Genomic DNA, 24787 nt, shown 5'->3' with positions numbered 1-24787 from the left:
TGTGACACATATCTGACAAAAAACCAGCGAAATTTGCTTTCGAATTGCTCAAGTTGAAAACAAATTTGAAATCTAATCGACGCTATTCGCACTGCAAACGAAACTAAAATGACGCGGTGCAGCATAAATTGACGGTCATCCGACAGATCTTTGATAACCTATTCAGCGCACTTTCCGGATCAGTTCATGTCCTTTAGGAGCCGCCCGTGCTTCCGGGTTTCCTGGATCACGTCACCAAAGGTCTCAAAACCCTTCGACGTAAGGATTGGCAGCAACTTGCAAAGAGCTTCTGCGGTGGCTTCCGCATCGCCAAGCGCAGTGTGACGGACTTCAGGCCGGATATCGATACAAAGCCGCTCACACAAAGCGTCGAGGGTGTGCACCTCGTTCGAGCCAAACACCACAGCTGACAAAAGCACCGTGTCCAGTATCGGATGGGGCCACTCCAGACCGGCAACCTTCCCGTATTTCTGCAAGAACGCCAGATCGAACGGCGCATTATGGGCAACGATGACCGACTCACGTGCGAATTCATGGAAATCCGCCACCGCCTCCAGAGGCTGGGGCGCATCGGCGACCATGGTGTCTGAGATCCCGTGAACCTTGCTGGAAGCAGGCGGAATAGGTCGGCCGGGATTGACCAATTGATCAATTCGTTCGCCGGGAACCATGCGTCCATTGACGACCCGAACTGCGCCGATCTGCACAATATCGTCCTTGTTCGGCATCAGACCGGTTGTCTCGGTATCGAACACCGTGAAGGAAAGCTCGCTGAGGGAACAGTTTTCAATGGCCTTTTCAGTATCGCGCTCAGTCAGATCAAAGTCATAGATCAACGGGCGCGCAGCTTCCGGCGCTATGCGCGCGTTGGTGCTGTCGATCAAGATCATGAACCCGGAGGCTTCGCTCAACTTCTTCAGGCGCAGCTGAAACGAGAGATTGCCTTTCGTTCCGTGTACCTCAACATCGACTTCCCGCCGGGCCTCCGTCAGCTGCTCAAACCCCGGACGAAGTTCGCTTTCGGCGAAATAGTCGTAGATGGACGAGCTCAGGCGCGGAACATGCACCTGTTTCAAAACATCAGCGGCCTGTCCGTCATAGAGCATGATCTGATGGGTCGGACTGACTAGAACAATTGCAACCGGGATTTCCGTCAGCAGCAAAGCCAGATGTGCCCGCTCCGCTGCGAGCCGCGCGGTTTCTTCGGCGACAATCCCCTCAGCATCCTCTGAGGCTTTCGATAACTCGCCAGTTACGGCTGCAACGGCCGGACCCAGATCACCGAGATAGCGTGCTTCATTTTGATCGACGGAAACCTCCACCCCAGCATGCGCCCTTGTCCGCATGGCCGCGGCAATGCGTTCGACCGGCTTGGCGACATTGGTGTCGAACAAAAACCAGCATCCGGTGAAGATCGCCAGTGAAAGAAAGAACAGAAGGATCCCGGAAAAGGTGAAAGCACCGGCCACACCAGTCTCTGCAGCGCGCCCCAATCCGATGTAAAGAGCAAGACCAATTGCCACCCAGACAGCCGCAGTCATTCCCAGGAACATGAGAAATACCCGCAATCGCAAACTGAGTGACGTCAGCATCATCCCACTCCGCAGATCGTTGACACCATTGGATCGCTCTCCGGCACCTGAACCCACTGGATGCCGTCGATTGTACCACTGTCTTCAAAGGTGACGGCATCAATGAGAGCCGCCCGGCGCGTTTCGGTACAATCGGTCAGCACCGGCAACTTGTTCACCGTCGACCAGCGGCCGAAGTAATAGGCGTCAGCGAGTTTCATCCCCGGCTGAGCGTCATGGGTCTTGATCGACAAGGTGTCGATCGCAACAAACCGCTCGACATAAGGCAGGGCGAAGGTCCAGGGCCGGTAGAAGGACCGGTTTTCAACGGTCTGCGCAACGACGAGACCCTCTGGCAGCGTTTCCCGGGTTCGTTCGTACCAGCCGTATTCACTTGAGATGGTGGTCGCGAGCATCGCAACACCCGCCATGACGGGGGCAAGCCACTTCGGCATCCGCCCGCCCAGCGCCCGGTTGATCAGCATCACAAGCCCTGCGGCAGCAATACCGGCAACAATCGTTGCAATCAGTTCAACAAACATTCACTCCCCCATCCGGATAGCGAGGAGACGCTAAGCCCCTCGTCCGGTGTTTTTAATTCAGCATGCCACGGCCCTGCCCCGCCGACGACTGCATAGTTTTGACCACAACAAAGGCATCACGCAAATGGCTGCGCTCGAAGTCTGACAAGATCGAGGGTTGCATGAAATTGTTCGGCGGCAAGCCCTGCTTGATCAAATCCACCTGGTGCAACAGCCGTGTTTCGGCGATCAGGTCATAGGCATCGATCAGATCCCCACCGCCGGATTGGCTCAACTGACCCTTCTCCTTGGCCTCTACAAGGCGGGCTCGTGTGTTGACGGCCTTGATCTCACCGCGCAGAGCATAGATCCGCCCGAGATCCACCACCGGCACAACACCGTTGTGCTTCATATCCAGGGTGTTCTTGTTTTCGCCGGACCGGATTGTGGCAAGGCCGCGCAGCAGATTGAGGGGCGGCGTATGCTTCAGCGAATTGCTGATCATATGCGCCACGAATATTGAATTGCGGGCGGCTACTTCCAGCGTTTCCTCCTGGAGGTTGGCGAACAGCGGTACGTGCCCGCCGATCGGCCGCAGGTCGAACATCACCGAACTCAGCATTTGCGCCATCGGATCCGGCTTGTCGATCCAGCCTTCAAAGTAGTTTTTCCAGACCTTGACCGGCTGACACCAGCGCGGATTGGTCGCCATCATGTCCCCCGGACAATAGACATAACCGCAGGTGTTCAAACCATCACGGACAAACTTCGCAAGCTCGGCAAAATACCCGGTTTGATCCGCTTCCGTGACGCTGTCATCCAGGAACAGGCAATTGTCCTGATCACTCACGCCTGTCTGCTCCTGCCGCCCCTGTGATCCGCACGCAAGCCATAGGTACGGAACCGGGGCCGGTCCAAGTTTTTCCTCGGCCAGGGCAAGCAGGCGCCGGGTTGTTGTATCAGCAATGTCGGTGATCAACCGGGTCACCACTTCATGACGGTTACCGCTGCCGACCAACTGAACTAAGAGGTTCGGAATACGGGCCGTAACCTTTGCAATCTCTTCGGCCGTTGCCGCACTGGTGATTTCGCCGACCAACTCGGCCGAACTGACTGCTTGAAACCGGGTCAGATCCGTTTGCGTTACGATCCCAGCCAGTTTCCCACCTTTAACAATCGGAACATGGCCGATCCGGCGTTCCATCATCAGGTGCAAGACATCGGAACCGATAGAGGATGGGGCCAGCGTCACCGGGTTCGCGGTCATCACGGCGTCCACGGGTGTCTCTATTGGCCGCCCCTCTGCAAGGATCTTCCCGGAAAGGTCCCGAATGGTGACGATCCCGATCAAGGCGTCATCGGAATTCACCACACACAGCGAGGAGACATGGTTCTCCCGCATTCGTATTGCCGCCAATTGAACGGTATCATCCGCCGCGCATGTGATTGGCTTGCCCGCCATAAAGGTGGAAACCTGCGTGGTTGCCAGGTCTCTTTCCCGCGCCTGTGGTTTCCGGCTCCGGTCGAAAAAACGGGCGAAGGGTTGGTGGTCCCGAATGAGATCTTTGAACAGCCCGGAAGGAACGACCAACAGGGTCGCGGCGGTGTCTGCGGTCGCGATTGTCACCGCAAGTCCGTTTTTCAACAGCCCGCGCTCACCAAAGGAGTTTCTCGATCCAAGGTAACTGAGGACAGCGCCCTGTTCGTCCCGTACTTCGATCGCACCGTCGTAGATTATAAAGAGGCCTGGAATGCTGCTGCCGAATTCGTAGACGGAAGTGCCCGGCTCCAGATCCCGGACATCGATTTGCCCCACGATGGCACTTTGCACATCGGCAGGCAGGGCATCATAAGGATGCACCGATCTTAGGAACTGCAGGATCTGATCGGATGTCAGCGACATGGCACAGCCTTTTGAACCGGAAACAAAAAGTCCTGCCCAGTATGAGCCGGGCAGGACAAGATCGGAACTGGACGGGCCGCCGCAAGCAGCGGCCCGGACAGGTATTAGTGATCCTGAGCTGCTGCGGCTCCGCGCGGGACCCGAATGCTCTGCACGAGCTCTTCGATTTCCGTCGGGATCGGGGCAGACGCCTTGGAGACGAAGTAGGCAACGGTGAAGTTCACCATGGCACCAATTGCACCGAAGGACGTGGACTTGATCGGACCGAGCAGCGGATCAGCATCTGTGAAGGAATTGGTGCCCGGAATGAACAGCCAGCCCTTGTGCAGGAAGATGTAGATCAGCGTGACGGAGATCCCTGCGATCATCCCGGCAACCGCGCCGCGGCTGTTCACCTTGGTGAAGATGCCCATCATCAAGGCGGGGAAGATCGAGGCCGCCGCAAGTCCGAAGGCCAAGGCCACCGTCTGCGCCGCGAACCCGGGTGGATTCAATCCCAAATAAGTCGCGACAACAATCGCGACCGCCATGGCTATTCGTGCCGACAACAGTTCGCCCTTCTCCGAGATACTTGGATTGTAGGCCCCCTTGATCAAGTCATGCGACACCGCCGACGAGATCGCGAGCAACAATCCGGCCGCCGTCGAGAGGGCTGCTGCCAGACCACCTGCAGCCACCAGACCAATCACCCAACTCGGAAGGTTGGCGATCTCCGGATTTGCCAGAACAAGGATGTCGCGGTTGAACTTGGTCAGCTCGTTGCCTTCCCAGCCCTTTTCCGCAGCAACGGCTTGCAGATCGGCATTCTTGTCGTTGTAGTACTGGATCTTGCCGTCGCCGTTCTTGTCTTCCCAGTCCAGAAGACCGGTTTTTTGCCACGTCGACATCCAGTCGTACTTCGAGTCGTTTTCGATCTGCTCCACAGCAACAGCGCCGCCGTTGATACCGCCATTCGGCCACATCATTTCGGTGATGTTGAGACGCGCCATCGCGCCAACAGCCGGAGCTGTCAGATAAAGAAGCGCAATGAAGACAAGCGTCCATCCGGCAGACCAGCGCGCATCGGAAACCTTCGGAACCGTGAAGAAGCGCATGATCACATGCGGCAGGCCCGCAGTACCGATCATCAGGGACAGGGTGAAGAGAACCATGTTCAGCGTGTTGGCATGGTGAGCCGTATAGGACGCAAAGCCAAGTTCTGTGACCACCTGGTCCAGCTTGGCAAGCAGCGGCACACCGCTGGCAACATCATTGCCAAACAGACCCAGACCCGGGATCGGGTTGCCGGTCAGCTGCAGCGAAATGAAGATCGCCGGGATGGTGTAAGCCGTGATCAGAACGCAGTACTGAGCCACCTGCGTGTAGGTCACGCCCTTCATGCCCCCGAAAACCGCGTAAGCGAAAACGACACAGGCACCGATCAGAAGACCGGTTGTGTTGTCAACTTCCAGGAAGCGGCCAAAGGCAACCCCAACGCCGGTCATCTGACCGATAACGTAGGTTGTCGAGGCAACGATCAGGCAGACAACGGCAACGATCCGAGCCGTCTGGCTGTAGAACCGGTCCCCGATGAATTCGGACACCGTGAACTTGCCGAACTTGCGGAGGTAAGGCGCAAGCAGCAATGCCAGCAGCACGTAGCCGCCGGTCCAGCCCATCAGGAACGAAGAGTTGTCGTAGCCGGTGAAAGCGATGAGGCCAGCCATGGAAATGAACGAGGCAGCTGACATCCAGTCCGCTGCGGTCGCCATTCCGTTGGTGACCGGGTGAACACCGCGGCCAGCGGCGTAAAATTCAGATGTAGACCCTGCGCGGGCCCAGATCGCGATGCCGATGTAGAGGGCGAAAGAGCCACCCACAAACAGCAGATTTATCGTAAACTGATCCATATCTCAGGCCGCCCTTATTCTTCGTCCACACCATGCTCGCGATCGAGCTGGTTCATGCGCCAGGCGTAAAAGAAGATCAGCCCGAGGAACACGAGGATGGAACCCTGCTGGGCAAACCAGAAGCCCAGATCGGTGCCGCCGACGGGAATACCGCTCAGCAGCGGGCGCAGCAAAATGCCAAACCCGAAAGAAACCAGCGCCCAGATAACGAGGCTGATCTTGATGATGCGCATATTGGCGGACCAATATTCGTTGTTGGATGAGTTTTCGGACATACAGTCTCCTCCACTTGATCCTGTTAAGGTTCAAACGCCCCGGCGAACGCGGCGCCTCAATCGCGTGTTTTGAATTGGAACCTTGAGCCTGAATGCTGGATGCTGGCTGTGGAGCGGCTGGGCCTTGAACACAGCGACTTCCGGAGATGTCCGGGAAAGTTGCGCCATGACTATTTACAACCGATTTTCTCCATTTGGCACGCACTCAGCACTTGGCCGAGGAACCCCCTTCCCTAGACCTCAATCTGTAACCCCGCTCAAAACGAGGTTCATACTGCTTGTTGACCTATCGTGACGATCGTCACCGAACTTCACTGGAATGCGAGTTTAGTTTTCTATCGATGCGCAAAATATACTCAAGACTACTTACGTAGGCCCATACTTCAGTAGGGGCTTCGTAAGTCTATTAGACTAACGAATTACACTTTAGAAATAAGAACTTGACGCACGCGGAACGCATCAGGAGAACAGCTCTGGACCGGTAAAGTTGACCTGTCTCAGTTGAGCAAAAGGGTGCCCTAAGCGGTCGCGCCCCGGGTCTCAAGTTCATGGATTTCAATCAGTGCCGGACCGGATATTTTAGCCATATCGATCAGCGCGTCATTGAGCTCCGAAACATCCGCCAATCGGATTGACGGCAAGCCATAGCCTTCCGCGATTTTCAGAAAATCCGGGGCGGATGGCGTCACGCCCTCAGGTTCAATCCCGCTGTCTTCCATGAAGGTGCGGATCTCACCGTATCCGTCATTGTTCCAGACAAGGAAAATGACATTTGCCTCGCAGTCTTTGGCCGACCCGATCTCGGCCAGCGAAAACTGAAATCCACCGTCGCCAACGATGCAAACGACCGGAACACCTGGTTCACCGAGGCTTGCCCCCACCGCGGCAGGCGGACCATACCCAAGCGCACCAAAACCGGTGGCGGCATTGAACCAGCCCTTCGGCTGTCCGGCTTCAAAATAGAGATTTCCGGAATAAATGGCTTGCGTGGAATCACCGACGATGATGCAGCCCGGCAGCGTATCGCGAATGGTCTCAAGAACCGCGATCTCTGCCTTCATCTTTGGAGTGAGTGCGGCAAAGGTCTCTTCACGGCAGGCTTTTGAACGCGCCGCGCCGTCACAGTGTGCGCTGTGATTTGGAAGAGCGGACAGAAGATCTGTCACCAGCTGATCAACGGTGGAGAGGATCGAAAGCGCAGCTGATGGTCCTCGGGCCAACTGGTCGGGATCGATGTCGACCCGCACCAGGTTTTCAAGTTCCGGGAAGCAGTTATCGGCATACATGTCGTAATCGGTCTGACCCATCTGCGTGCCAAGCGCGATCACCAGATCGGCATCCGACACGAGTGCGCGCACTGCCTTCAAGCTCGGGCTTGCCGGAATCGACAGCGGATGCCCCGCAAACATACCCCTTGCGTTCACCGTCGTGACCAATGGCGCATCCAAGCTCTCGGCAAGCCGTTGAATCCCTTGAGCTGCCGAGATCGATCCACCACCACACAGGATCACGGGCCGCTTCGCTGACCGGCACTTGGCCGCGAGGTAAGTGACTTCTGCGGCAGCTCCTCGTGGGCCGCTGGCGATGACCGGCTTCCAGGCTTCAATTGTTATCTTTTGCGGCATGACATCGGTCGGGATCTCGATGTGAACCGGACCTGGCCTGCGGGATTTCAGAACAGAGAAGGCCCGTTCCATCACTGATGGAAGGTCATTTGGATCAAGCAGCGTATGCGACATAACGGCCAGTGTTGCCATCATAGCCCGCTGATCGGGCAATTCATGCAACATGCCGCGGCCATGGCCAAGACTGTCCCGCGTGTTCACTCCGGAGATCACCAGCATGGGGATCGAATCCTGATAGGCCTGCGCCATCGCGGTGATGGTGTTGGTCAGCCCCGGTCCGGTGATGACTAGAGCAACGCCGGGCTTGCCGGTCACACGCGCATATCCATCGGCCATAAAGCCAGCGCCTTGCTCATGCCGGGGCGTAATGTGGCGGATGGAAGAAGAAGCCAGTCCCCGGTAAAGTTCGACCGTATGAACGCCCGGAATACCGAACACGGTGTCCACACCGTTGATTTCAAGGAGGTCGATCAGGGCCTCGCCAACAGTTTTTTCAACTACGCCCATTTCTTTCATCCCACATTCGCCGCCAGCTCATCAGCGAACGTCGCGATCCGTCCGGCCGCTTCCCGCAATGTGTCATCTGCGACCGTCAACGAAAGCCGAATGAACCCGGCCGCTTGTTCGCCAAACGAGGCGCCGGGCATGACGGCAACGTGTTTTTCATCCAGAAGGCGCGTTGCAAACGTTTCACCATCCAACCCGGTGCCACTGACATCAACCAGCAGAAACATGCCCGCTTCTGGCATCATCGGCCGCAGGGCACCATGGCCGCCAAGATGTTCCATCAAAATCTCGGCACGCCGCTTGTAGCTCTCCCGCATGCGTTCAGCGGTATCAAACTCGCCGGAAACGGCCATCGCTGTCATGTCCGCAATAAATGGTTGCCCGCCAAAGAGCATGGTTTCGGAGACTGCGAGCAACCGGTCGCAGAATTCCTCCGGACCGACAGCCCATCCAGACCGGAAACCGGGCGCTGCATGAGACTTGGAAATCGACGAGACAGCAATCGTTCGTTCTTGCAGCGCCTCAATATCGAAGGGTGATGCAAACGTGCGGTCGAAGATCAGCTTCTCATAGACCTCATCACAGACGATCCAGAGATCATGACGCTGACAAACCTCGCCAATTGCCGCGATTTCATCTGCGGTCAGCGCTGCCCCTGTCGGATTGTGGGGCGTATTGAGAAGCAGCACTCGGGCATTAGGTGTTACGGCCGCTTCAAGGTCTTTCGGCTTGAGGTGAAACCCATTTTCCGGACGCAAGGGGACCGGCACCATGGCCGCGCCCGTCGCAGCAATGACGCCTTCATATGTCGCGTAGTAGGGATCCGGCACAAGCACCGCATCCCCGCCCTCGACAAGACCCAACATCACCGCAAAAAGCGCTGTCTGCGTACCGGGAAAACACAGGATATTGCGCTCCGAAATGCTTGGTCGGCGTTGTCGGTATTTTTCTGTCAACGCGGCGATGATTTTCGGCTCCCCGCGCCCGTTCGAATACCGGATCCGGCCAGCCCGCATCGACCGTTCAGCTTCATCCAGGAGGGCTTTGTCCGGCATGATGTCCGGCTCGCCAATCGTCAGCTCGATCACCGGTGTGCCCGCATCCACCATTTCGCGGGCCTTCAGATGAACAGTCCATTTTCCGGATCCCAAATGGGTCAACCGGTCGGTGATCGACGCATAACGCATAGTCGGTCTCTCAGGTTTGTTGAGTATCGGCAGCAAGAGAAATGCCGCCCAAAAGGACTTCCACAGACCGGACAGCAATGCCCGGCAAAGGTGTTTCGGAGAAGAGATCGCCCACCAGCGTGCCTTCAAGCCACAAGCCGTCGATCACGCCGTTGATCGCGATGGCAAGCTCCTGACATCGCTTGGTGTCCGCCGCTTGCCCGGCTTCCGTGAGAACATCAGCGACAAGCGCTTCAAGCACAGACCGGAACGCCAGATAGCTTTCCCGGTGGATCTCTGCAAAGTCCGGGTCGACCCGGACATGACTGATGAAGGCTGCCCAGAGTGACAAAGCCCGGCCGTCGGCGACCGGCGGTGTCAGGTTCGCAACAATGAAGTCGTGCAATCGGGCACGGGCGCTCGATTGCCCCTTGTCGGCCGCGTCGGCGACCTTCGACGTCATGCCAGTCATGACTTCGCGATAGGCTGCCTGCAACATCTGATCTTTGCTGGAGAAATAGTGGCGGATGAGACCGGGCGTCACGCCAGCACGCGTTGCCACCTCGCGCACGGTTGCGCCTTGCAATCCAAGCTCGGAAATGCAGTCCAGTGTTGCAGTGATCAGATCCTGGCGGCGCTCGGCTTCCGGCGCTCTATGGAACGACCGCCGGGTCATCTCACCACCCGTTCAGCAATAGTCAAAACCGGTTTTTGGACTTGCAGGAGACAAGCGGCTGCAAACATCGCACTCATTGCACCTCACGCCTCCCGTTTCTTAAGCCGCCGCCCAATAATGGGAGCGAAAGCGCATCATTCGTGCGCTTAGATTCCTGCTTACTATACGACTGAATAATAAGCACACAAGCCCAAATTATACACTTGAATAATTTCTGAGCCGATGCAAAGCTTGACGGAACAACCGGGCAGTCAGCTGGCGCTCTACCGGAAACAACGACAAGCCAGCGGGACAAAAAACACCAACAGCTCCGGCGGCTTAGCTGGGCAATGGCGGAAGAATGGAAGATGTGGCGCCAGCCATAGAGGTGCGAGACCTCTTTAAGCGTTTTGGGCCTCTCGAGGTTCTGAAGGGGGTCTCGATGACGGCCAACAAAGGAGACGTCATCGCAATCATTGGCGGGTCAGGCTCCGGCAAATCCACCTTCCTTCGATGCATCAACATGCTCGAACTTCCAAGTGCCGGATCGGTGACAATACACGGCGAAGCCATTGCCCTGAAAGACGACCGTCATCATGGCTTGCGGCCAGCGGACCGCAAACAGATCGAGCGCATCCGCAGTCAGCTGGCCATGGTCTTTCAAAGCTTCAATCTGTGGCAACACATGACGGTGCTTCAAAACGTGATCGAAGTGCCGGTCCATGTGCTCGGCATGAAACGGGATGAGGCGGTCGAAATCGCCGAAACGCTGCTGCGCCGGGTCGGGTTGCATGAGAAGCAGGACGTCTATCCGGCCTTCTTGTCCGGCGGCCAGCAGCAACGCGCAGCAATTGCCCGCGCCCTGGCTGTCCAGCCGCTGGCACTTCTCTTTGACGAACCCACTTCAGCGCTCGATCCCGAACTGGTCGGGGAAGTGCTGAGTGTGATCGGAGACTTGGCGAAAGAAAACAGAACCATGGTCCTTGTGACACACGAAATGAAGTTTGCACGCGACGTCGCAAGCCACGTGATCTTTTTGCACAACGGTATCATCGAAGAACAGGGACCACCGGATCAGGTCTTTGGCGACCCGAAATCGGAGAGACTGAAACAGTTCATCAGTTCGGTCCACTAGGCCGGATGCTCACGACCACACCGTGAACCGGCCACCAGAGTGCCAAAGCCCTGCCGGGAGGAAAAAGGCAGTCTTCGGCAAGTTCAAAGACCGGTCGTCCCGCACCTCATCGCGGGCTGACCATCCCGAACAATCGGGCAAACACAGTGAAAACAGGGGAACAGCATGAAACACATGATCAAAGCATCTTTTGTGGCAACCGCGGTGAGCGTTGCAGCAATCTCCGGCGCGCAGGCGCAGGACGTCAAGGTCGGGGTTGCCGCAGAACCGTACCCGCCGTTTACCTCCCCGGATGCCAGCGGCAACTGGGTCGGTTGGGAAGTCGAATTCATGGAAGCGGTCTGCGCGGAAGCAAAGCTCAATTGTGTGATCACCCCGGTTGCCTGGGACGGTATCATCCCGGCGCTGACCTCCGGCAAGATCGATATGATCGTCGGCTCCATGTCGATCACCGAAGAGCGTCTGAAAACCATCGACTTCTCCGACAAGTATTACAACACGCCGACCAGCATCATCGGTGCCAAGGGTGACGACTTCGAAGCAACTCCGGAAGGCTTGTCCGGCAAGATCCTCGGCGTTCAAGTCTCCACGATCCACGCGGCTTACGCGGACAAGTACTTCGCTCCGGCCGCTGACGACATCAAGCAGTACCAGACACAGGATGAAGCCAACCAGGATCTGGCAGCCGGCCGTGTCGACGCGGTCCAGGCAGACGCTATCGCACTTGATGCGTTCTTGAAGTCTGACGCAGGCGCGTGCTGCGAATACAAGGGCAATGTCGCTGATGATACGGCCATTCTCGGCGCCGGCGTGGGCGTTGGCCTGCGCAAGGGCGAAGATGAGCTGAAAGAAAAGATCAACGCCGCCATCGCTGCTATCCGCACTAACGGCACCTACGAAGAGTTCTCCAAGAAGTACTTCGATTTCGACATTTACGGCGGTTAACGGCCAGCCTTCCGCTTTTCCGCCGGCGCGCACTTGCGCCGGCGGCCCTCTCCTTTTGAAAAGGTTGCCTGCCGCCAATGGCCGTTGATGCCGGATTTCTCAATCTGAACCTTCTCGCTCTTTCTCCGCCCGGCTGGGGCGGCGTGCTTCTGGAAGGCTTTGCCGCGTCTTTGCAACTCGCCGTCGGCGGGTTCTCGCTCGGTCTCATGATCGGGATTGCAGGGGCCTTTGGCAAACTCTATGGCGGCCCGATCCTCCGGGATCTTCTGGAAGTCTACACCACGGTGATCCGGGCGGTGCCGGAACTGGTCCTCATCCTGCTCCTCTATTACGCCGGCACAGATACAGTGAACGCACTGCTGGGCCTCGTCGGCCTGCCGCGTGTCGACATCAGCGGTCTCGCCGCCGGGATTTTCGTGATCGGCGTTGTTCAGGGCGCCTATCAAACCGAAGTTTTGCGTGGTGCCATCAAGGCTGTGCCACCGGGGCAAATCGAAGCAGCGCGCGCCTATGGGATGTCACCGCTGAAAACGTTGCGCCGCATCACCCTGCCCGCCATGTTGCCCTACGCCATTCCGGGCCTTTCCAACCTCTGGCTGATCGCCACCAAGGACACCGCCTTGCTGGCCGTCGTTGGCTTCAGCGAACTGACGCTGGTCACCCGCCAGGCCGCGGGCAGCACCAAGGCCTATATGCTGTTTTTCTGCGCAGCCGGTCTGATGTACCTGACACTGACGCTGGTCTCGAACCGCGTCATCGCCATCATCGAAAAACGTGCCCGCCGCGGCATAGCGGGGCCGGTGTGAGATGAGCGATACAAAAGTCACCATGCCCGCATATGTGCCGCCGCCCCCACGCCGCTTGTTGGAGCCGCACCGGATCTTCCTGATCGCCTTCTTTGGGGTGATCGTCTTTTGCGCCATTTACTTCATGCGCTGGGACTGGCTGCCAAAATATCAGACACGGCTGCTCTACGGCATTGGCGAGACACTGTTCCTCCTGTTCTCAACCGCCGCTGTCGGGTTTCTGTTGGCCTTGCCGATCGGCCTTGTCCAGGTTACGGGCCCCTGGCCGCTTGCAGCGCTTGCCCGTGGGTTCTGCACATTGATCCGCGGCACGCCTTTGCTCCTGCAACTCTGGTTGCTCTACTACGGCCTCGGATCCGTCTTTGCCCAATATCCGGAAATCCGCCAATCCATGTTCTGGCCGTATTTGCGGGACGCCTGGCCTTATGGCTTCACTGCGCTGATGCTGTCTTTTGCGGCCTATGAAGGCGAAGTCATGCGCGGGGCCTTTGCCGGCGTGCCGCGCGGAGAGCTTGAAGCTGCCCGCGCCTTCGGCATGAACCGCTTCACCATGTTCCGCCGGATCTGGCTGCCACGGGCGTTCTATCGCGCATTGCCGACCTTGAGCGGCGAAACCGTGTTGCAGCTGAAATCGACGCCTCTTGTCGCAACGATCACCGTGGTCGATGCTTACGCGGTCATCACACGGGTGCGCCAGGACACCTTCCTCGTCTATGAGCCCTTGCTGCTGCTGGCGCTAATCTATATGTGCTTGACCGGAATTCTGGTATTGCTGTTCCGCTATCTTGAAAGCCGCATTCCAAGCCGGGGCGCCTAAGCATCCGGCCACTTTTTGAAAGCACTTTTGAAAATGACCAAACAGACCACCAATTTCGATGCGGATCTGGTCGCAACGCGGCATCATCTGCATTCAATCCCCGAAATTGGCCTGTCGGAATTCAAGACCTCGGACTATGTCACCAGCGAACTCACCGCGATGGGCTATGAGGTGACACGGGGTCTGGGCAAAACCGGTGTCGTCGCAACCCTTCGAAATGGCACCTCCAGCCGCTGCATTGGAATTCGGGCCGACTTTGACGCCCTGCCGATCAAGGAAGAGACCGGCGCAGACTATGCCAGCACCCATCCCGGCGTGATGCACGCCTGCGGCCACGATGGTCACACCGCAATGCTGCTTGGTGCGGCCAAACGGCTGGCAGAGCGCAAACAGTTCGACGGCACGGTACATCTCATTTTCCAGCCAGCCGAAGAGAATTTTGGCGGCGCGAAACTGATGATCGAGGATGGCCTGTTTGAGCGATTTCCCTGCGACGCAGTATTTGGCCTCCACAATGACCCCGACCTGCCGTTTGGGGAGTTCCATTTCATCGACGGCCCAATGATGGCGGCAGCCGATGAATGCAAGATCACGGTGATCGGCAAAGGCGGCCATGGCGCGGAACCGCAATCAACCCCGGATCCGATTGTCTGCGGCGCGTCGATCATCATGGCACTGCAAAGCATTGTGGCGCGTAACATCCATCCCATGCGGCAGGCCGTGATCACGGTTGGTGCCTTCAACAGCGGCATTGCTAGCAACGTGATCCCGGAACGCGCCGAGATGAGCCTGACCGTCCGCGCTTTTGACCCGGATGTCCGGGATGAGCTGGAGACCCGCATAAGACAAGTCGCGGAAGGCCAGGCGGCAAGCTACGGCCTCAAAGTGGCCGTTGACTACGAGCGCGGTTATCCTCCCATGGTGAACCCAAGGAAAGAGACAGATTATATGCGGTCGATTGCCCGGCGCTTTGCCGGCGGCGACAAGGTGAAAACCATGCAGGACCCGATCATGGGCAGCGAAGATTTCGCCTACTTCCTTGAAGAGAATCCCGGATGTTTCTTTCTGCTTGGGACGGCCAAAACGGACAACGACCCGCCGCTCCATCATCCGAAATACGACTTCAACGACGACGTCCTGCCCCTCGGCGCAGCGTTCTGGGTGGACCTGGCAGAGGATTTTCTTTCGGGCCTAGACACAGCTGAGTGACCAGATTTCGATTGGCTCACGCCGGCCACGAACGTCATGTACTCCGGCCTCCAAAAAGTCAGGTGCAACAACACTGGGATTGGCGCCTCCTCGCTTCACCGCTTCTATCAACTCGTTGCTGACGGCAACCTGGGCTCCGATTTCCCGGGTCAGCTTTTCCAAGCGGCTGGCGACATTCACCGTGTCTCCGAGAACCGTGTACTCCAGCTTGTGTTCATCACCAATGTTGCCGACAACTGCTGTGCCGTAGTGAACACCGATCCCAACACCAATTGGCGGCGCCCCCTCCCGTTCCCTTTCAGCCTTCCATTCGCCGATCACTTCCGCCATTCGCGCAGCACATCTGAGCGCCCTTTCAGCATCGTTCGGGCGGGTACGTGGAGTTCCAAAGTGAACCATCACCGCATCGCCGATGAACTTGTCGATTGTTCCATCTTGCTCGAAGGCAACCTTCGCCAAACGCCCATGAAAGGCGCGCAACAAAGCTATTAGTTCATGTGGCGGCAGCTTTTCTGAGATCGACGTAAAGTCGACCATATCTGCGAAGAGCACGGCGACCGGTCGGTTGCCGGGCTCGTCCGGCTCCCAGCGGCCCTCCGAGAATTCACGGACGATGTTTGGAGAAAAGTAGCGTGACAACATTGCGCGCTGAGCTTCTGCGGCGACCTGCCGGCGAACAAGCGCACGCGAGCGGACCACCACGATCGTCAGGATCACGGAAATCAGCACCAAAAACACGACCTGATTAGACAATCGTGATAGGCCAACCGCATTGGGGTCAAGGATTTTGGCCAGCGCCATCTCCGGCCCTAAACCTTCGTCAAGAACATCACCAGACGTAAACGGTATGGCGTTTGGCTGTGTTGCGACCCACAAATATCCAAGAGACCAAAACGCGGCAGCTGCAAGTCCTGTCCAGATGACGAGCGTTGGCTTGTAGCTCAAAGCCATGCTGACAACGAACACGCCAAGATAGAGAAAGGCAGGTGTTCTCAAGTTCATTTGCTGTGTCCAGCCTTCAAAATCAAATGGCGTTGGCACAATCAGAACAAAACTCAGTGCTGCCGCATCAAGAAGGATAAAAGCCAAAACGGGAGCGGTATTGGCACCGGTGTGATGCCGCAGGGCGTATGGAACGATCCCTAGGGCAGCGAAGGCAAGGATAGCACTGAGATAAAGTGATGATCGCTCGAAGGGGAGCGTGAGCGCCACCCAAATGGCCAAAAGAACCAGAACCAGGTTCCGTCCCCAAAAGACATAGGACAGGCCGGACGCCTCTTCCCGTGCGATGGCGCCAGCAACGGATTTCGAGACCTGCGGCTTGGCAGTTGGTTGGAAAAAACGCATCAATCCATCCCTTCGGCCGCCCCCGCTGCTCTAGTAAAGGAAAGTGGGCAAGACACAGCCGTTTGCTGCTGTGTCTAGCATGAGTTGATTTTTCAAACGGTTCTTCAGATCAAGAGCTGGAGACCTCATACTTGCCATCAACGCTCATGTAAAAAATGCACGCCTCCGATCCAGCACATGTCACCATATGCGCGGTCACCGACTGCGAACCGAAATAGCTCCTGGATCAAGCGGCGTGGAGTCTTCTGCCGCAGTTGTTTGATGGGTAACAGCGCCCTGTATGACAACGGCCCTCAACCAGTTGTCTCCGCCGGCAATCGCTCCCTTAAAACCTGATGGCAGTCTCAGAAAAGTCCCGTTTCTCTCACCCTCGCTTGGGTTCCCCCAGAGAAAGGCCATTTGCGGCCCATTTTCTCCTTCCAAGGCCCCAGGCGCATCAACCCAAGACACGTCCCCGGCATCGATCCAAACGATATTGTCTGCCTCCACGTTCACCGGGAACTCCCCGTTGGCAAACGCTCTGTCCTTGGGTTGAACCAGATAAGGACCTTCCTGGATTTCCAGGAAAGCGCTGGACAGCCCCGCATCCTCGCGCACTGCTGTGATATGAGACGCGCCAGCGGGTTGCGTCCAGAACGAGCCTGACCCCATCCACATGAGTTCTGCGGACGGATCATCATTGTGAACAGCACCGCTGATCACAACAGCCCGGTATGTGATGTTGTGGATGTGCGGCGGCGAGCTGAAGCCGGGTTTGAACCGGATGATGGTACCGGTCGGCACGTCTTCGCGAATGTCACCCCACAAGACACCTGCTTGCGGACTGGCGTCTCCACGCGCCGGGTTGAGGGGCTGGAACTCAACAGCCGAACTTGGAACCACCTGCACCCCTTCAGCAGACTTCTGATCCTGAGCAGAAACTGAAGTGGCGGTTAGTGTAGCAGCGAAGACACTGGCAATTGCCTGGGAGGAGTAACGCATCTTTTGAACCCTGAGATTTGAAGCGGCGCGGGCCGCATTTCTTCGTCTGCCTCTTTAATTAAGCTCCACTTTCAATTAATAATCGGCTGGAAATCAAAATTACTATTTGGATAAAGAGAATAATGTCCATCGACCTCAAGTCGCTAGAATTGTTCGTTAGGGTCGCCGCGCTGGGTGCAATCGGGAAGGCGGGTGCAGAATTCGGTCTGTCAGCGACGGCTGCTACGCAGCGTTTGCAGGCTCTTGAGACCACAGTTGGAACGCAGCTTCTTCACCGAACCACCCGCGCGGTTTCTCTTTCTACAGACGGTGAGATATTTCTCGCACACGCAAAGCGTATTCTCGGCAACGTTGAGGAAGCCCTCGCCGACATCCAGCCGGATGCGCAGGACATCAAGGGAGACCTTCGAGTTGCGTGTTCTGCATCCTTCGGACGCTTGCACATTGCGCCTCATGTGACAGAGTTTCTTGAACACCATCCTGGCGTAACTCTCCAACTTGCAATGAGTGACTCGGTGGTAGATATCGTCGAACAAGGGTTCGACATGGCAATACGTATCGGCGAACTGGCTCCATCAACACTGAAGGCACGCAAGCTGGCCGAGAGCCCCAGGCTTCTTGTCGCTTCGCCAAAATATCTTGAACGACACAGCGTTCCGACGACCCTAGAAGATCTGAAGCACCACAACTGCCTTGCGCGGGAGGACATGAGAACATGGTCGCTCACAAGCGCCGATGGCACGCTCCATGATGTGAAGATCAACGGTAACTTTTCGAGTACGAGCGCCGAAGCCATCACTGAGGCAGCTCGTTCAGGTCTTGGGATAGCTAGAAAATGCGCTTGGGAAATCGCCGACCAACTCACCAACGGGTCATTGATACCGGTTTTGAAAAACCACACTGTCTCTCCGTACTGGAAAGTGTTTGCTGTGCGCCCACCCTCCCGCCTGCCCTCTGCGCGGGTTCGGGCATTTACGGATTTCTTGGAAGCGAAATTCAAGACGGTTCCAGCGCTTTGCGATCAGGCCTGACAGGCTGGATGCCTTTTCAGAAGAACTAAACGAGAGAAATATGCTGGAGAAAAATGGTGGGCCCGGAGGGACTCGAACCCCCAACCAATCCGTTATGAGCGGACGGCTCTAACCAGTTGAGCTACAGGCCCACGGCGGCAGCCAAACACGATTTGACGCACGCCCTGATTTGCTACCTACACGAAAGGCCCCGGCCTCTCAAGCGGTTTCCCGCCTCCTCAACAACGCAGTGTTTGCCTGACCCAAAGCGCCGCCTCTTTGCGCTTGAACCCGCACACTTATCAGGCAAAAACTTCATTCTGAATGCGCAGCACGGCAGTTCAACAGCCGCTCTTGAAAAAAGAAAGGCTGCACCAGCAGAAAACCGGCGCAGCCTTTACTAATTTGACCTCAGGAAGTTACTCGCCAGCAGCGGGTGCCGCGCCATCCTGTTTCTTGTTCAGCATGTCCCAGTTCTTGTAGAAGACCCGGTTGATGCCTGAAAGAAGCACGTTGAAGATCTTCACGCAGACATTTTGAAGACCGGTGAACGCGCTCGGGCGCAGGACATCCACAAATACGCAGGCGCGCAGGCCGTCTTCACCATTGACCGAGCGATGTTGGATCGTGTCGTCGAAGATGAACAGCGGATCGTCGTGCCAGAAATGCTTCTCGCCATTCACCTCGATGAACACCTCATCGCTCTGGCGGGTGGTCATGTTGTAGAGGAGACGGATGGTGAGGCGGAGCGGGCCGAAATGGAGGGACGTCTTCTCCTGACCGTTGAACAGGGATACACCGATCGTCTTGATGTATTTGAAGTCGCGGTTGAACTCCGGGATCGACTGATCGCCCTGTTCGTCATACCAGCGATAAAAAACCATGCCCCGGCGCTTATCGCCCATGCGGGCCTTCAGGTCGGTGAGGATTTCATCCTGACGATCCTTGAAGACCTGAAGCATCTCTTCGATTTCAGCGCGCTCCTCATCAGGAAACTCGCTCAGCTGCATGCGGTAATGATGACGCTTGGAGATCAGATCAAACAGCAGGTTCACAGGTGACAGCACCCAGGTCAGAAGACCGTTGCCGGAGAAATACTTGGCGATCAGTGCACTGTCGAACCGCTTGTGGCGGGCAAAGTCGATCAAGCCGCACACAATGAAGATCCCTGCAATCCACGGCACGAGCCAAAACAAAATGGCCAGTGGAATGATCACACGCAACAAGCGGCGAACAGCTTTGGAATTCATCGACGACCTCTTGATATTGCGCCTCCGGAAACGGGAAGCAAAAAGCGCCGCACAATGTCACGTCCTGACTGCGCGCGCAAGGACGGGAAACTGCTCATTCCCGCGGTTTGGTCCTCTCCCGAAGAGGTCCATATTCCCCGATACGAACCGGACTTTCAATGGCCCTCGGAGCGGGGTACGGTCGGGCGAAAGAATCTGTAATGCCAATCAGTTTGGCGGGACCTTCGCATGCGCTCACCCCTGTTGACCCTGACCCTCACCGTCTTCCTGATTTCCATGGTTGGCTGGCTTCTGGTGGTCGGGCGGTCGCTGCTTCTGCCGTTCATCATCGCAATCATCGTCTGGTACATGATCAACGCACTGTCGAACGTTTACCGGCGGATCGGCTACGGAAATTTTCATCTTCCCGGGCTTGTGGCGTTTCCCCTCGCCCTTCTGACAATCTTCAGCGTCAGCACATTTGTTCTGGACATTGTCGCCGTCAACCTTACCCAGCTCGCCCAGGATGCACCAACCTATCAACGGCGGCTGGAAGAGCTGTTCACGCAGGCAGCGGATCTGTTTCACCTCAACGACCCGGTGGAACTGCGGGACCTTTTCCCGGATTCCGTGGTGCCAAGGATGGTGACGGCGGGAGCAAGTGTGGTAACCGCGATTGCGGGATCTGCCAGCCTTGTCTTCATCTATGTGCTGTTCCTGCTGCTTGAGCAGTCCACCTTCGACCGAAAGTTCGAGAAGCTGTTTGCAACACCGGAGCGGGCGAAAGCCGCCTTTGCGATCCGCGCGGAAATCAATTCGTCGCTGATGCATTATTTCACCATCAAAACCGCTGTGTCAGTCGCAACGGGCGTCCTCACAAGCCTCGTCTTGATTGCAATCGGTTTGCCCTATGCAGCCCTCTTCGGCTTCATTGCCTTTATTTTGAATTACATCCCGACGATCGGGTCTTTGATCGGCGTGATTTTCCCAAGCCTACTGGCGATCGTCTATTACGACACCCTTGGCCCATTCCTGATCATCGCGACGGGCCTTGGACTGATCCAGTTTTCAATTGGCAATCTGATCGAACCGCGGCTGATGGGGGCAAACCTGAACCTGTCCGGATTGGTGATCATGTTATCTCTGGCGCTTTGGGGCGCGATCTGGGGTGTGGTCGGGATGGTGCTGTGTGTGCCGCTGACGGTGATGATCGTGATCGTGTGTTCCAAAATCGAGGCAGCAAGGCCTGTAGCAGTTCTGCTTTCCGAAAACGGCGAGATCGGCGATCTGCCCGCCGCCACTCAGCCGGGCAGCTGATCCATTATTCGAAGGGCACGGACTAGATGAATGCCAGCTGAACCACGTGGCCTTACCCCTGCCCTATTGGCGGTTCACCTCTGCAACAGTTTTTGAATATCGTTCAAAGGAATAAGACCCATGCAGCAGTTCATTCAGTCGAGCATTGGCAAGCTGCCAAAAGTTTCCAGAAATGCCTTCATCGCCGCCGTATTCGCAGTGGCATCACTCGCCGCCGCTCCTGGCTATGCTGATGAGACCGCGGCCCTCACCGGGTCAATCACAATGAACGGCCGCGGAACAGTCTCTGTCGCCCCGGACATGGCGGTGATCACCGCACGGGTGGTCACGATCTCAAAGACGGCAGCTGATGCTCTGTCCGGAAACACTGCCGATCTCGCCAAGGTGATCGAGAAGATCAAAGCCGCCGGAATTGAGGCCAAGGACATTCAGACAAGCGGCTTTGCGATCTATCCGCGATATGAGCGCATCACGGACAACTCAAACCGCCAGCCAGACATCACCGGTTATGAGGTGCGTAACGGGGTGGAAATCAATGTCCGCGACCTGACCAAACTTGGCGACCTCCTGACAGGTGCCGTCGACAGCGGCGCGAACTCGGTGGATGGCATCCGCTTTCAGGTGAGCGACCCGGACGAGAAACTCGACGAGGCCCGCAAGCGCGCGGTTCAGGAAGCAAAACACAAAGCAAGCATTTTCGCAGAAGCAGCCGGAGTTGAGCTCGGCGGCATCGTCTCGATTTCAGAAACCGGTATTCAGATGCCCCGGCCGGTCATGATGCGCGCAGAAGGCATGATGATGGCCAAGGCCGATGCTGTTCCAATCGAGGCAGGGGAGGAAACCATCTCTGCCTCAGTCACCATTCAATGGCAGATTTCGAACTAATCAACACCATCAATCGCAGGGGCATTCATTGCCCTTGCGCCATTTTATTGGCGCGGATGTTAATTAGGTTCAGCCAGTGGTATCGAGAGCATCGTTTTTGGCGGAAAAACCCTCTTCCAGATCGTATATGAGCGGAATGCCGAGACGTTCACTCCACTCTTCTGCTACCTTGTGAAGTGCGCCGCTGTTCTTCAGCTCATCAAAAGCGTCTTGCCACTTCTTCAGAAGTTGCGGGTCGGTTCCGTTCGACACCATGAGATAGGAAGGCGAACGTCTATGGATGAAAACCGGTTCCACGGAGGATTGCTCCGCATCGATGTTTTCGAGAACCACCGACGCCTGCAATTGTGATGTGATCCACACGTCAACGCGGCCCGCCAGAAGCATCCGGGCACATGTTTCTTGGTCGTCCGCTGCGACAGTGTCTATGCCAGCTTCCTGAAGAAGTTTCACCTGCCAGGATCCTCGAACCCCTACTGCGGTCAACCCCTGTAAACGGGCGCCTTCCAAACTCTGGATATCGATACCGGAATCTTTTTTGGCAAGAAGCCCATGTGTCCACATCACAGCCGGCGCGATGAACGTGAAGCCCATCTCTTCGCGCTCCGGTGTCCTGGCGGCCGTGAACAACAGGATGTTCGGCTCGGACTGCGCAATTTTGTAACCACGCGCCCATGGGATGACCTCGATCGGCGTCGACAGACCGAGTTTATCTTTAATGGCATCAATAATAGCGACGGAAAGACCGGTTGGTTGCCCTTCGTCATCCAGATAGTTGGATGGTGGCCAAGGCGATGTCACGAGCCTCAGTTCCTGAGAGATTGCTGGTGACCCAATCAATAAAACGGCGATCCACACGCCAAACAGCGCGAGGATAAATGTACTGGCACTCAATGACTTCTTGGCAACTCTCGCCATTCTTTTTCTCGTTTCGCCCGCCCTCAGCAGTTCACCGCGCAAAAGCACAGCTCGAGTATCCCACAAGTGTCGGGGCAATCGCTCAATAAAGGGTTTAAATTCGGCACACGTGTTGGTGATCAATGGCGGCTGGCTGAACGTCCAGATCCGTTGATAGGCCTTGTTTCGCAGCCCATTCCGAAGGTCTTTCTGATATCAGACAATGACCCGGTAGAAAATATGGTCTTTTTTTACGATAGGTGCGGCTACTCGCTATATACCTGACCGGAAGAAAAACGCGCCCCAATGCTGTTGGCACTAGAGCGCGGTTAACCGAAGTCCTGTCGGGCCTACTTGTATTTCGCCGTGATCGCGTCGAATTCGCCGGAATCTTTCATCGCCTGCATTTGCTCGCTGAAAGCCGTTGCGAACTCTTCCGGTACACTTTTTTTGCTGAACATGATGTAGGATGCATCGGAAGAGATAATGACATTTGACGCGACGACTTTGTCACCAAATCCCAACCGCTTGATATCCTCCGACACCACGAACACTTCACCCAATGTCGCATCGATACGTCCAGCTGCAAGCTTTTTCAGATTGGATTCCTGGCTGTCGGTGTCATCTATCTGACTGGCATATTTATCTTTCAGGTCATTGAAGTCACCGCCATATGCATATTCGCGGATGGTCCCAAGTTTGCCGCCCTTTTCGAAGAAATCAGTAAGAGAGCTGTATTCCCCTTCTTTGCCGGCAGGTACGAACAGGACTTCCTGAGCATCAACATAGGGACTGCTGAAATGCGCGAAGGCCTCGCGCTCTTCCGTCTTGGAAACCGGGGAGGCAATATCGACATTGCCGTCTTCCAGCCCTTTCAGATGGCGGGCCCAGGGGAGAGCCTGTGTTTCCAGCCCGCATCCAAGTTTATCCAGCACAACGGCGATGACTTCAAAGTCCATTCCGCTGACTTCGTTGCCGTCAACCTTTTGATAAGGCCGGTAATCACTGGCTCCGGCAATCAACGTTCCACCACGTGGGCACTCAACTGCGGCAGCTTGACCTGCAAGCATACACACGGCGATTCCCGCACCTGAAACCATTTTCCAATTGATCATGCCACTTGCCCTTTTCTTTAAACACAACGGTTCGATCACCGAACGTGACCGTGCTCCGTAAAAGACGTGAGGAGGATAGAAACCAAGAGTAATCACAGTATTAAAAGAAACAAAAACTCGAATATTATTATTACCAGTGCAATTAATATAATTTACAAATTATTGATATTTCACACGCGAAATAAAAACACGAAAATTTTCAGTATTTCGTCAAAATTTCCGATACCAAACCTGCATGAGCTTGTCTGTCTCTTCGCTTTCACCAACATCTTGCCATGGGAACGTAACCATCACGCCCTCTAACTTGGCATATCCGCGCTTTGTCCAGAACGGATCCAGCGGCCGGTAGTCCGCCGGTTTCATCGGATGATCATCCGGACGCACGACTGCACAAAAGACAGCCTCACCAAAACCCAGCTCCTTTGCGTGGGCTTCGCGTTCGTCAAAGAAGAGATGACCAACGCCCCGGCCGCGGTACGCTGGGTCCAGGACCGATTCAGCCATGTAAAACAATTTGCCCGGATCAAAGCCCTTTGCTCTCAAGGGGGCCTGGAAAGCCTCGTATTCTCCGCCAAGCGGCTCTCCTGTCGCCGCCCCGACCAAGCGGTCGCCATCATACGCGCCGACAATCACTGCGCCTTCCGTCTCCGCATACCGGCCTAAATAGTTTTCTTCGTACGCCAAAGTGCCTTCATAGAGATACGGCCACGCACGAAAAACCGATATGCGCAACTGCGCCAGCGCGCCCAAGGTTTTTTTCAGTTCTTCGCCAGTTAAACGCCGGATCTCAATTGCCATTGCTAACGCCCTCAAATCGCGGAATATTTTTTCACCCATTCAGCCTATCGTAGTGCATCACATAGCAGAGCTGCGCTAACTGCAGCAATTTTTTGCGACCACCCCATTGAGATTCAAAGACAATATCTGTAAGGAGGGCGCTCCGGAAATAAGGGTCAAGGCCCTCCACCGGGGACATCTGCTG

At 56.2% G+C, this 24787-nt stretch carries 22 protein-coding genes and 1 tRNA gene; 8 read left to right on the top strand and 15 right to left on the bottom strand.

The annotated features are described in order from the left end of the window. Nucleotides 1-179 precede the first annotated feature (179 nt). The 8 genes from SADFL11_RS24270 to SADFL11_RS24235 form a co-directional block, all read right to left on the bottom strand. Nucleotides 180-1592 (bottom strand): 3'-5' exonuclease, encoded by a 1413-nt coding sequence (locus SADFL11_RS24270; RefSeq protein WP_040452380.1) that lies wholly within the window; start codon nt 1590-1592, stop codon nt 180-182. Continuing rightward, nucleotides 1592-2113 (bottom strand): hypothetical protein, encoded by a 522-nt coding sequence (locus tag SADFL11_RS24265; protein ID WP_040450874.1) that lies wholly within the window; start codon nt 2111-2113, stop codon nt 1592-1594. Before SADFL11_RS24265 ends, SADFL11_RS24270 begins: the two co-directional genes overlap by 1 nt. A gap of 52 nt (nt 2114-2165) precedes the next feature. Beyond that, on the bottom strand, nt 2166-3995 hold the full coding sequence (locus SADFL11_RS24260; RefSeq protein WP_008196708.1) for a DUF294 nucleotidyltransferase-like domain-containing protein: 1830 nt from the start codon (nt 3993-3995) through the stop codon (nt 2166-2168). Between the two features lie 104 nt (nt 3996-4099). Then, nucleotides 4100-5884, bottom strand: coding sequence for a sodium:solute symporter family protein (locus SADFL11_RS24255; protein ID WP_040450875.1), 1785 nt, complete (start codon nt 5882-5884; stop codon nt 4100-4102). A 14-nt stretch (nt 5885-5898) separates the two neighbouring features. Continuing rightward, nucleotides 5899-6159 carry a DUF4212 domain-containing protein gene (locus SADFL11_RS24250; RefSeq protein ID WP_040450876.1) on the bottom strand — a complete coding sequence of 87 codons (261 nt, stop codon included), beginning with the start codon at nt 6157-6159 and terminating at the stop codon, nt 5899-5901. A gap of 518 nt (nt 6160-6677) precedes the next feature. Continuing rightward, complete coding sequence (locus SADFL11_RS24245) at nt 6678-8291, bottom strand: 5-guanidino-2-oxopentanoate decarboxylase (RefSeq protein WP_040452381.1); 1614 nt, start codon at nt 8289-8291, stop codon at nt 6678-6680. Nucleotides 8292-8296: 5 nt separating this feature from the next. Continuing rightward, entirely contained in the window at nt 8297-9478 is a 1182-nt protein-coding gene (locus SADFL11_RS24240) for a pyridoxal phosphate-dependent aminotransferase (protein ID WP_008191431.1), read from the bottom strand. Nucleotides 9479-9488: 10 nt separating this feature from the next. Beyond that, nucleotides 9489-10133, bottom strand: a complete 645-nt coding sequence (locus tag SADFL11_RS24235; RefSeq protein ID WP_008192000.1) for a TetR family transcriptional regulator C-terminal domain-containing protein — start codon at nt 10131-10133, stop codon at nt 9489-9491. A gap of 340 nt (nt 10134-10473) precedes the next feature. Between SADFL11_RS24235 and SADFL11_RS24230 the strand changes: the two genes are divergently transcribed. From SADFL11_RS24230 to SADFL11_RS24210, 5 genes are all read left to right on the top strand, one after another. Beyond that, entirely contained in the window at nt 10474-11247 is a 774-nt protein-coding gene (locus SADFL11_RS24230) for an ABC transporter ATP-binding protein (protein ID WP_040450877.1), read from the top strand. A 174-nt stretch (nt 11248-11421) separates the two neighbouring features. Then, complete coding sequence (locus tag SADFL11_RS24225; protein ID WP_407690696.1) at nt 11422-12192, top strand: transporter substrate-binding domain-containing protein; 771 nt, start codon at nt 11422-11424, stop codon at nt 12190-12192. A gap of 77 nt (nt 12193-12269) precedes the next feature. Next, a complete protein-coding gene (locus SADFL11_RS24220; RefSeq protein ID WP_008194755.1) occupies nt 12270-12998 on the top strand; it encodes an ABC transporter permease in 729 nt (242 codons plus the stop codon). 1 nt (nt 12999) lies between these two features. Beyond that, entirely contained in the window at nt 13000-13815 is an 816-nt protein-coding gene (locus SADFL11_RS24215) for an ABC transporter permease (protein ID WP_008191404.1), read from the top strand. A 33-nt stretch (nt 13816-13848) separates the two neighbouring features. Then, on the top strand, nt 13849-15024 hold the full coding sequence (locus SADFL11_RS24210) for a M20 aminoacylase family protein (protein ID WP_040450878.1): 1176 nt from the start codon (nt 13849-13851) through the stop codon (nt 15022-15024). Here the strand turns inward: SADFL11_RS24210 and SADFL11_RS24205 are convergent. Beyond that, a complete protein-coding gene (locus SADFL11_RS24205; RefSeq protein WP_008196078.1) occupies nt 15007-16371 on the bottom strand; it encodes an adenylate/guanylate cyclase domain-containing protein in 1365 nt (454 codons plus the stop codon). The two genes, SADFL11_RS24210 and SADFL11_RS24205, sit on opposite strands and share 18 nt — an antisense overlap. A gap of 195 nt (nt 16372-16566) precedes the next feature. Continuing rightward, complete coding sequence (locus tag SADFL11_RS24200) at nt 16567-17352, bottom strand: DUF4437 domain-containing protein (RefSeq protein ID WP_008196219.1); 786 nt, start codon at nt 17350-17352, stop codon at nt 16567-16569. Nucleotides 17353-17474: 122 nt separating this feature from the next. Here SADFL11_RS24200 and SADFL11_RS24195 point away from each other — a divergent pair, with 122 nt between their 5' ends. Further along, nucleotides 17475-18383, top strand: coding sequence for a LysR family transcriptional regulator (locus SADFL11_RS24195; RefSeq protein ID WP_008196009.1), 909 nt, complete (start codon nt 17475-17477; stop codon nt 18381-18383). 54 nt (nt 18384-18437) lie between these two features. Here the strand turns inward: SADFL11_RS24195 and SADFL11_RS24190 are convergent. Both SADFL11_RS24190 and SADFL11_RS24185 read right to left on the bottom strand, forming a co-directional pair. Then, nucleotides 18438-18514 (bottom strand) — tRNA-Ile (locus SADFL11_RS24190). 267 nt (nt 18515-18781) lie between these two features. Further along, nucleotides 18782-19612 (bottom strand): aspartyl/asparaginyl beta-hydroxylase domain-containing protein, encoded by an 831-nt coding sequence (locus SADFL11_RS24185; protein WP_008194009.1) that lies wholly within the window; start codon nt 19610-19612, stop codon nt 18782-18784. Between the two features lie 228 nt (nt 19613-19840). Between SADFL11_RS24185 and SADFL11_RS24180 the strand changes: the two genes are divergently transcribed. Both SADFL11_RS24180 and SADFL11_RS24175 read left to right on the top strand, forming a co-directional pair. Beyond that, nucleotides 19841-20908 (top strand): AI-2E family transporter, encoded by a 1068-nt coding sequence (locus SADFL11_RS24180; protein ID WP_008195807.1) that lies wholly within the window; start codon nt 19841-19843, stop codon nt 20906-20908. 120 nt (nt 20909-21028) lie between these two features. Continuing rightward, the gene (locus SADFL11_RS24175) at nt 21029-21793 is read left to right on the top strand and encodes an SIMPL domain-containing protein (RefSeq protein ID WP_008194263.1); all 765 of its coding nucleotides are present in this window, start codon (nt 21029-21031) and stop codon (nt 21791-21793) included. A 69-nt stretch (nt 21794-21862) separates the two neighbouring features. Here SADFL11_RS24175 and SADFL11_RS24170 read toward each other — a convergent pair whose 3' ends face one another. From SADFL11_RS24170 to SADFL11_RS24160, 3 genes are all read right to left on the bottom strand, one after another. Then, nucleotides 21863-22834: a substrate-binding periplasmic protein gene (locus tag SADFL11_RS24170; protein WP_134853129.1), complete on the bottom strand. Its 972-nt coding sequence runs from the start codon at nt 22832-22834 to the stop codon at nt 21863-21865. Nucleotides 22835-23040: 206 nt separating this feature from the next. Next, nucleotides 23041-23805 (bottom strand): substrate-binding periplasmic protein, encoded by a 765-nt coding sequence (locus SADFL11_RS24165; RefSeq protein ID WP_209002698.1) that lies wholly within the window; start codon nt 23803-23805, stop codon nt 23041-23043. A gap of 210 nt (nt 23806-24015) precedes the next feature. Continuing rightward, nucleotides 24016-24603 (bottom strand): GNAT family N-acetyltransferase, encoded by a 588-nt coding sequence (locus tag SADFL11_RS24160; protein WP_008188673.1) that lies wholly within the window; start codon nt 24601-24603, stop codon nt 24016-24018. Nucleotides 24604-24787 lie beyond the last annotated feature (184 nt).

This window comes from Roseibium alexandrii DFL-11, from assembly GCF_000158095.2.
GTDB classification, from domain to species: Bacteria; Pseudomonadota; Alphaproteobacteria; order Rhizobiales; family Stappiaceae; genus Roseibium; species Roseibium alexandrii.
Note: the sequence above shows the minus strand (reverse complement) of the source record. Positions and strands in the feature narration are given on the sequence as shown.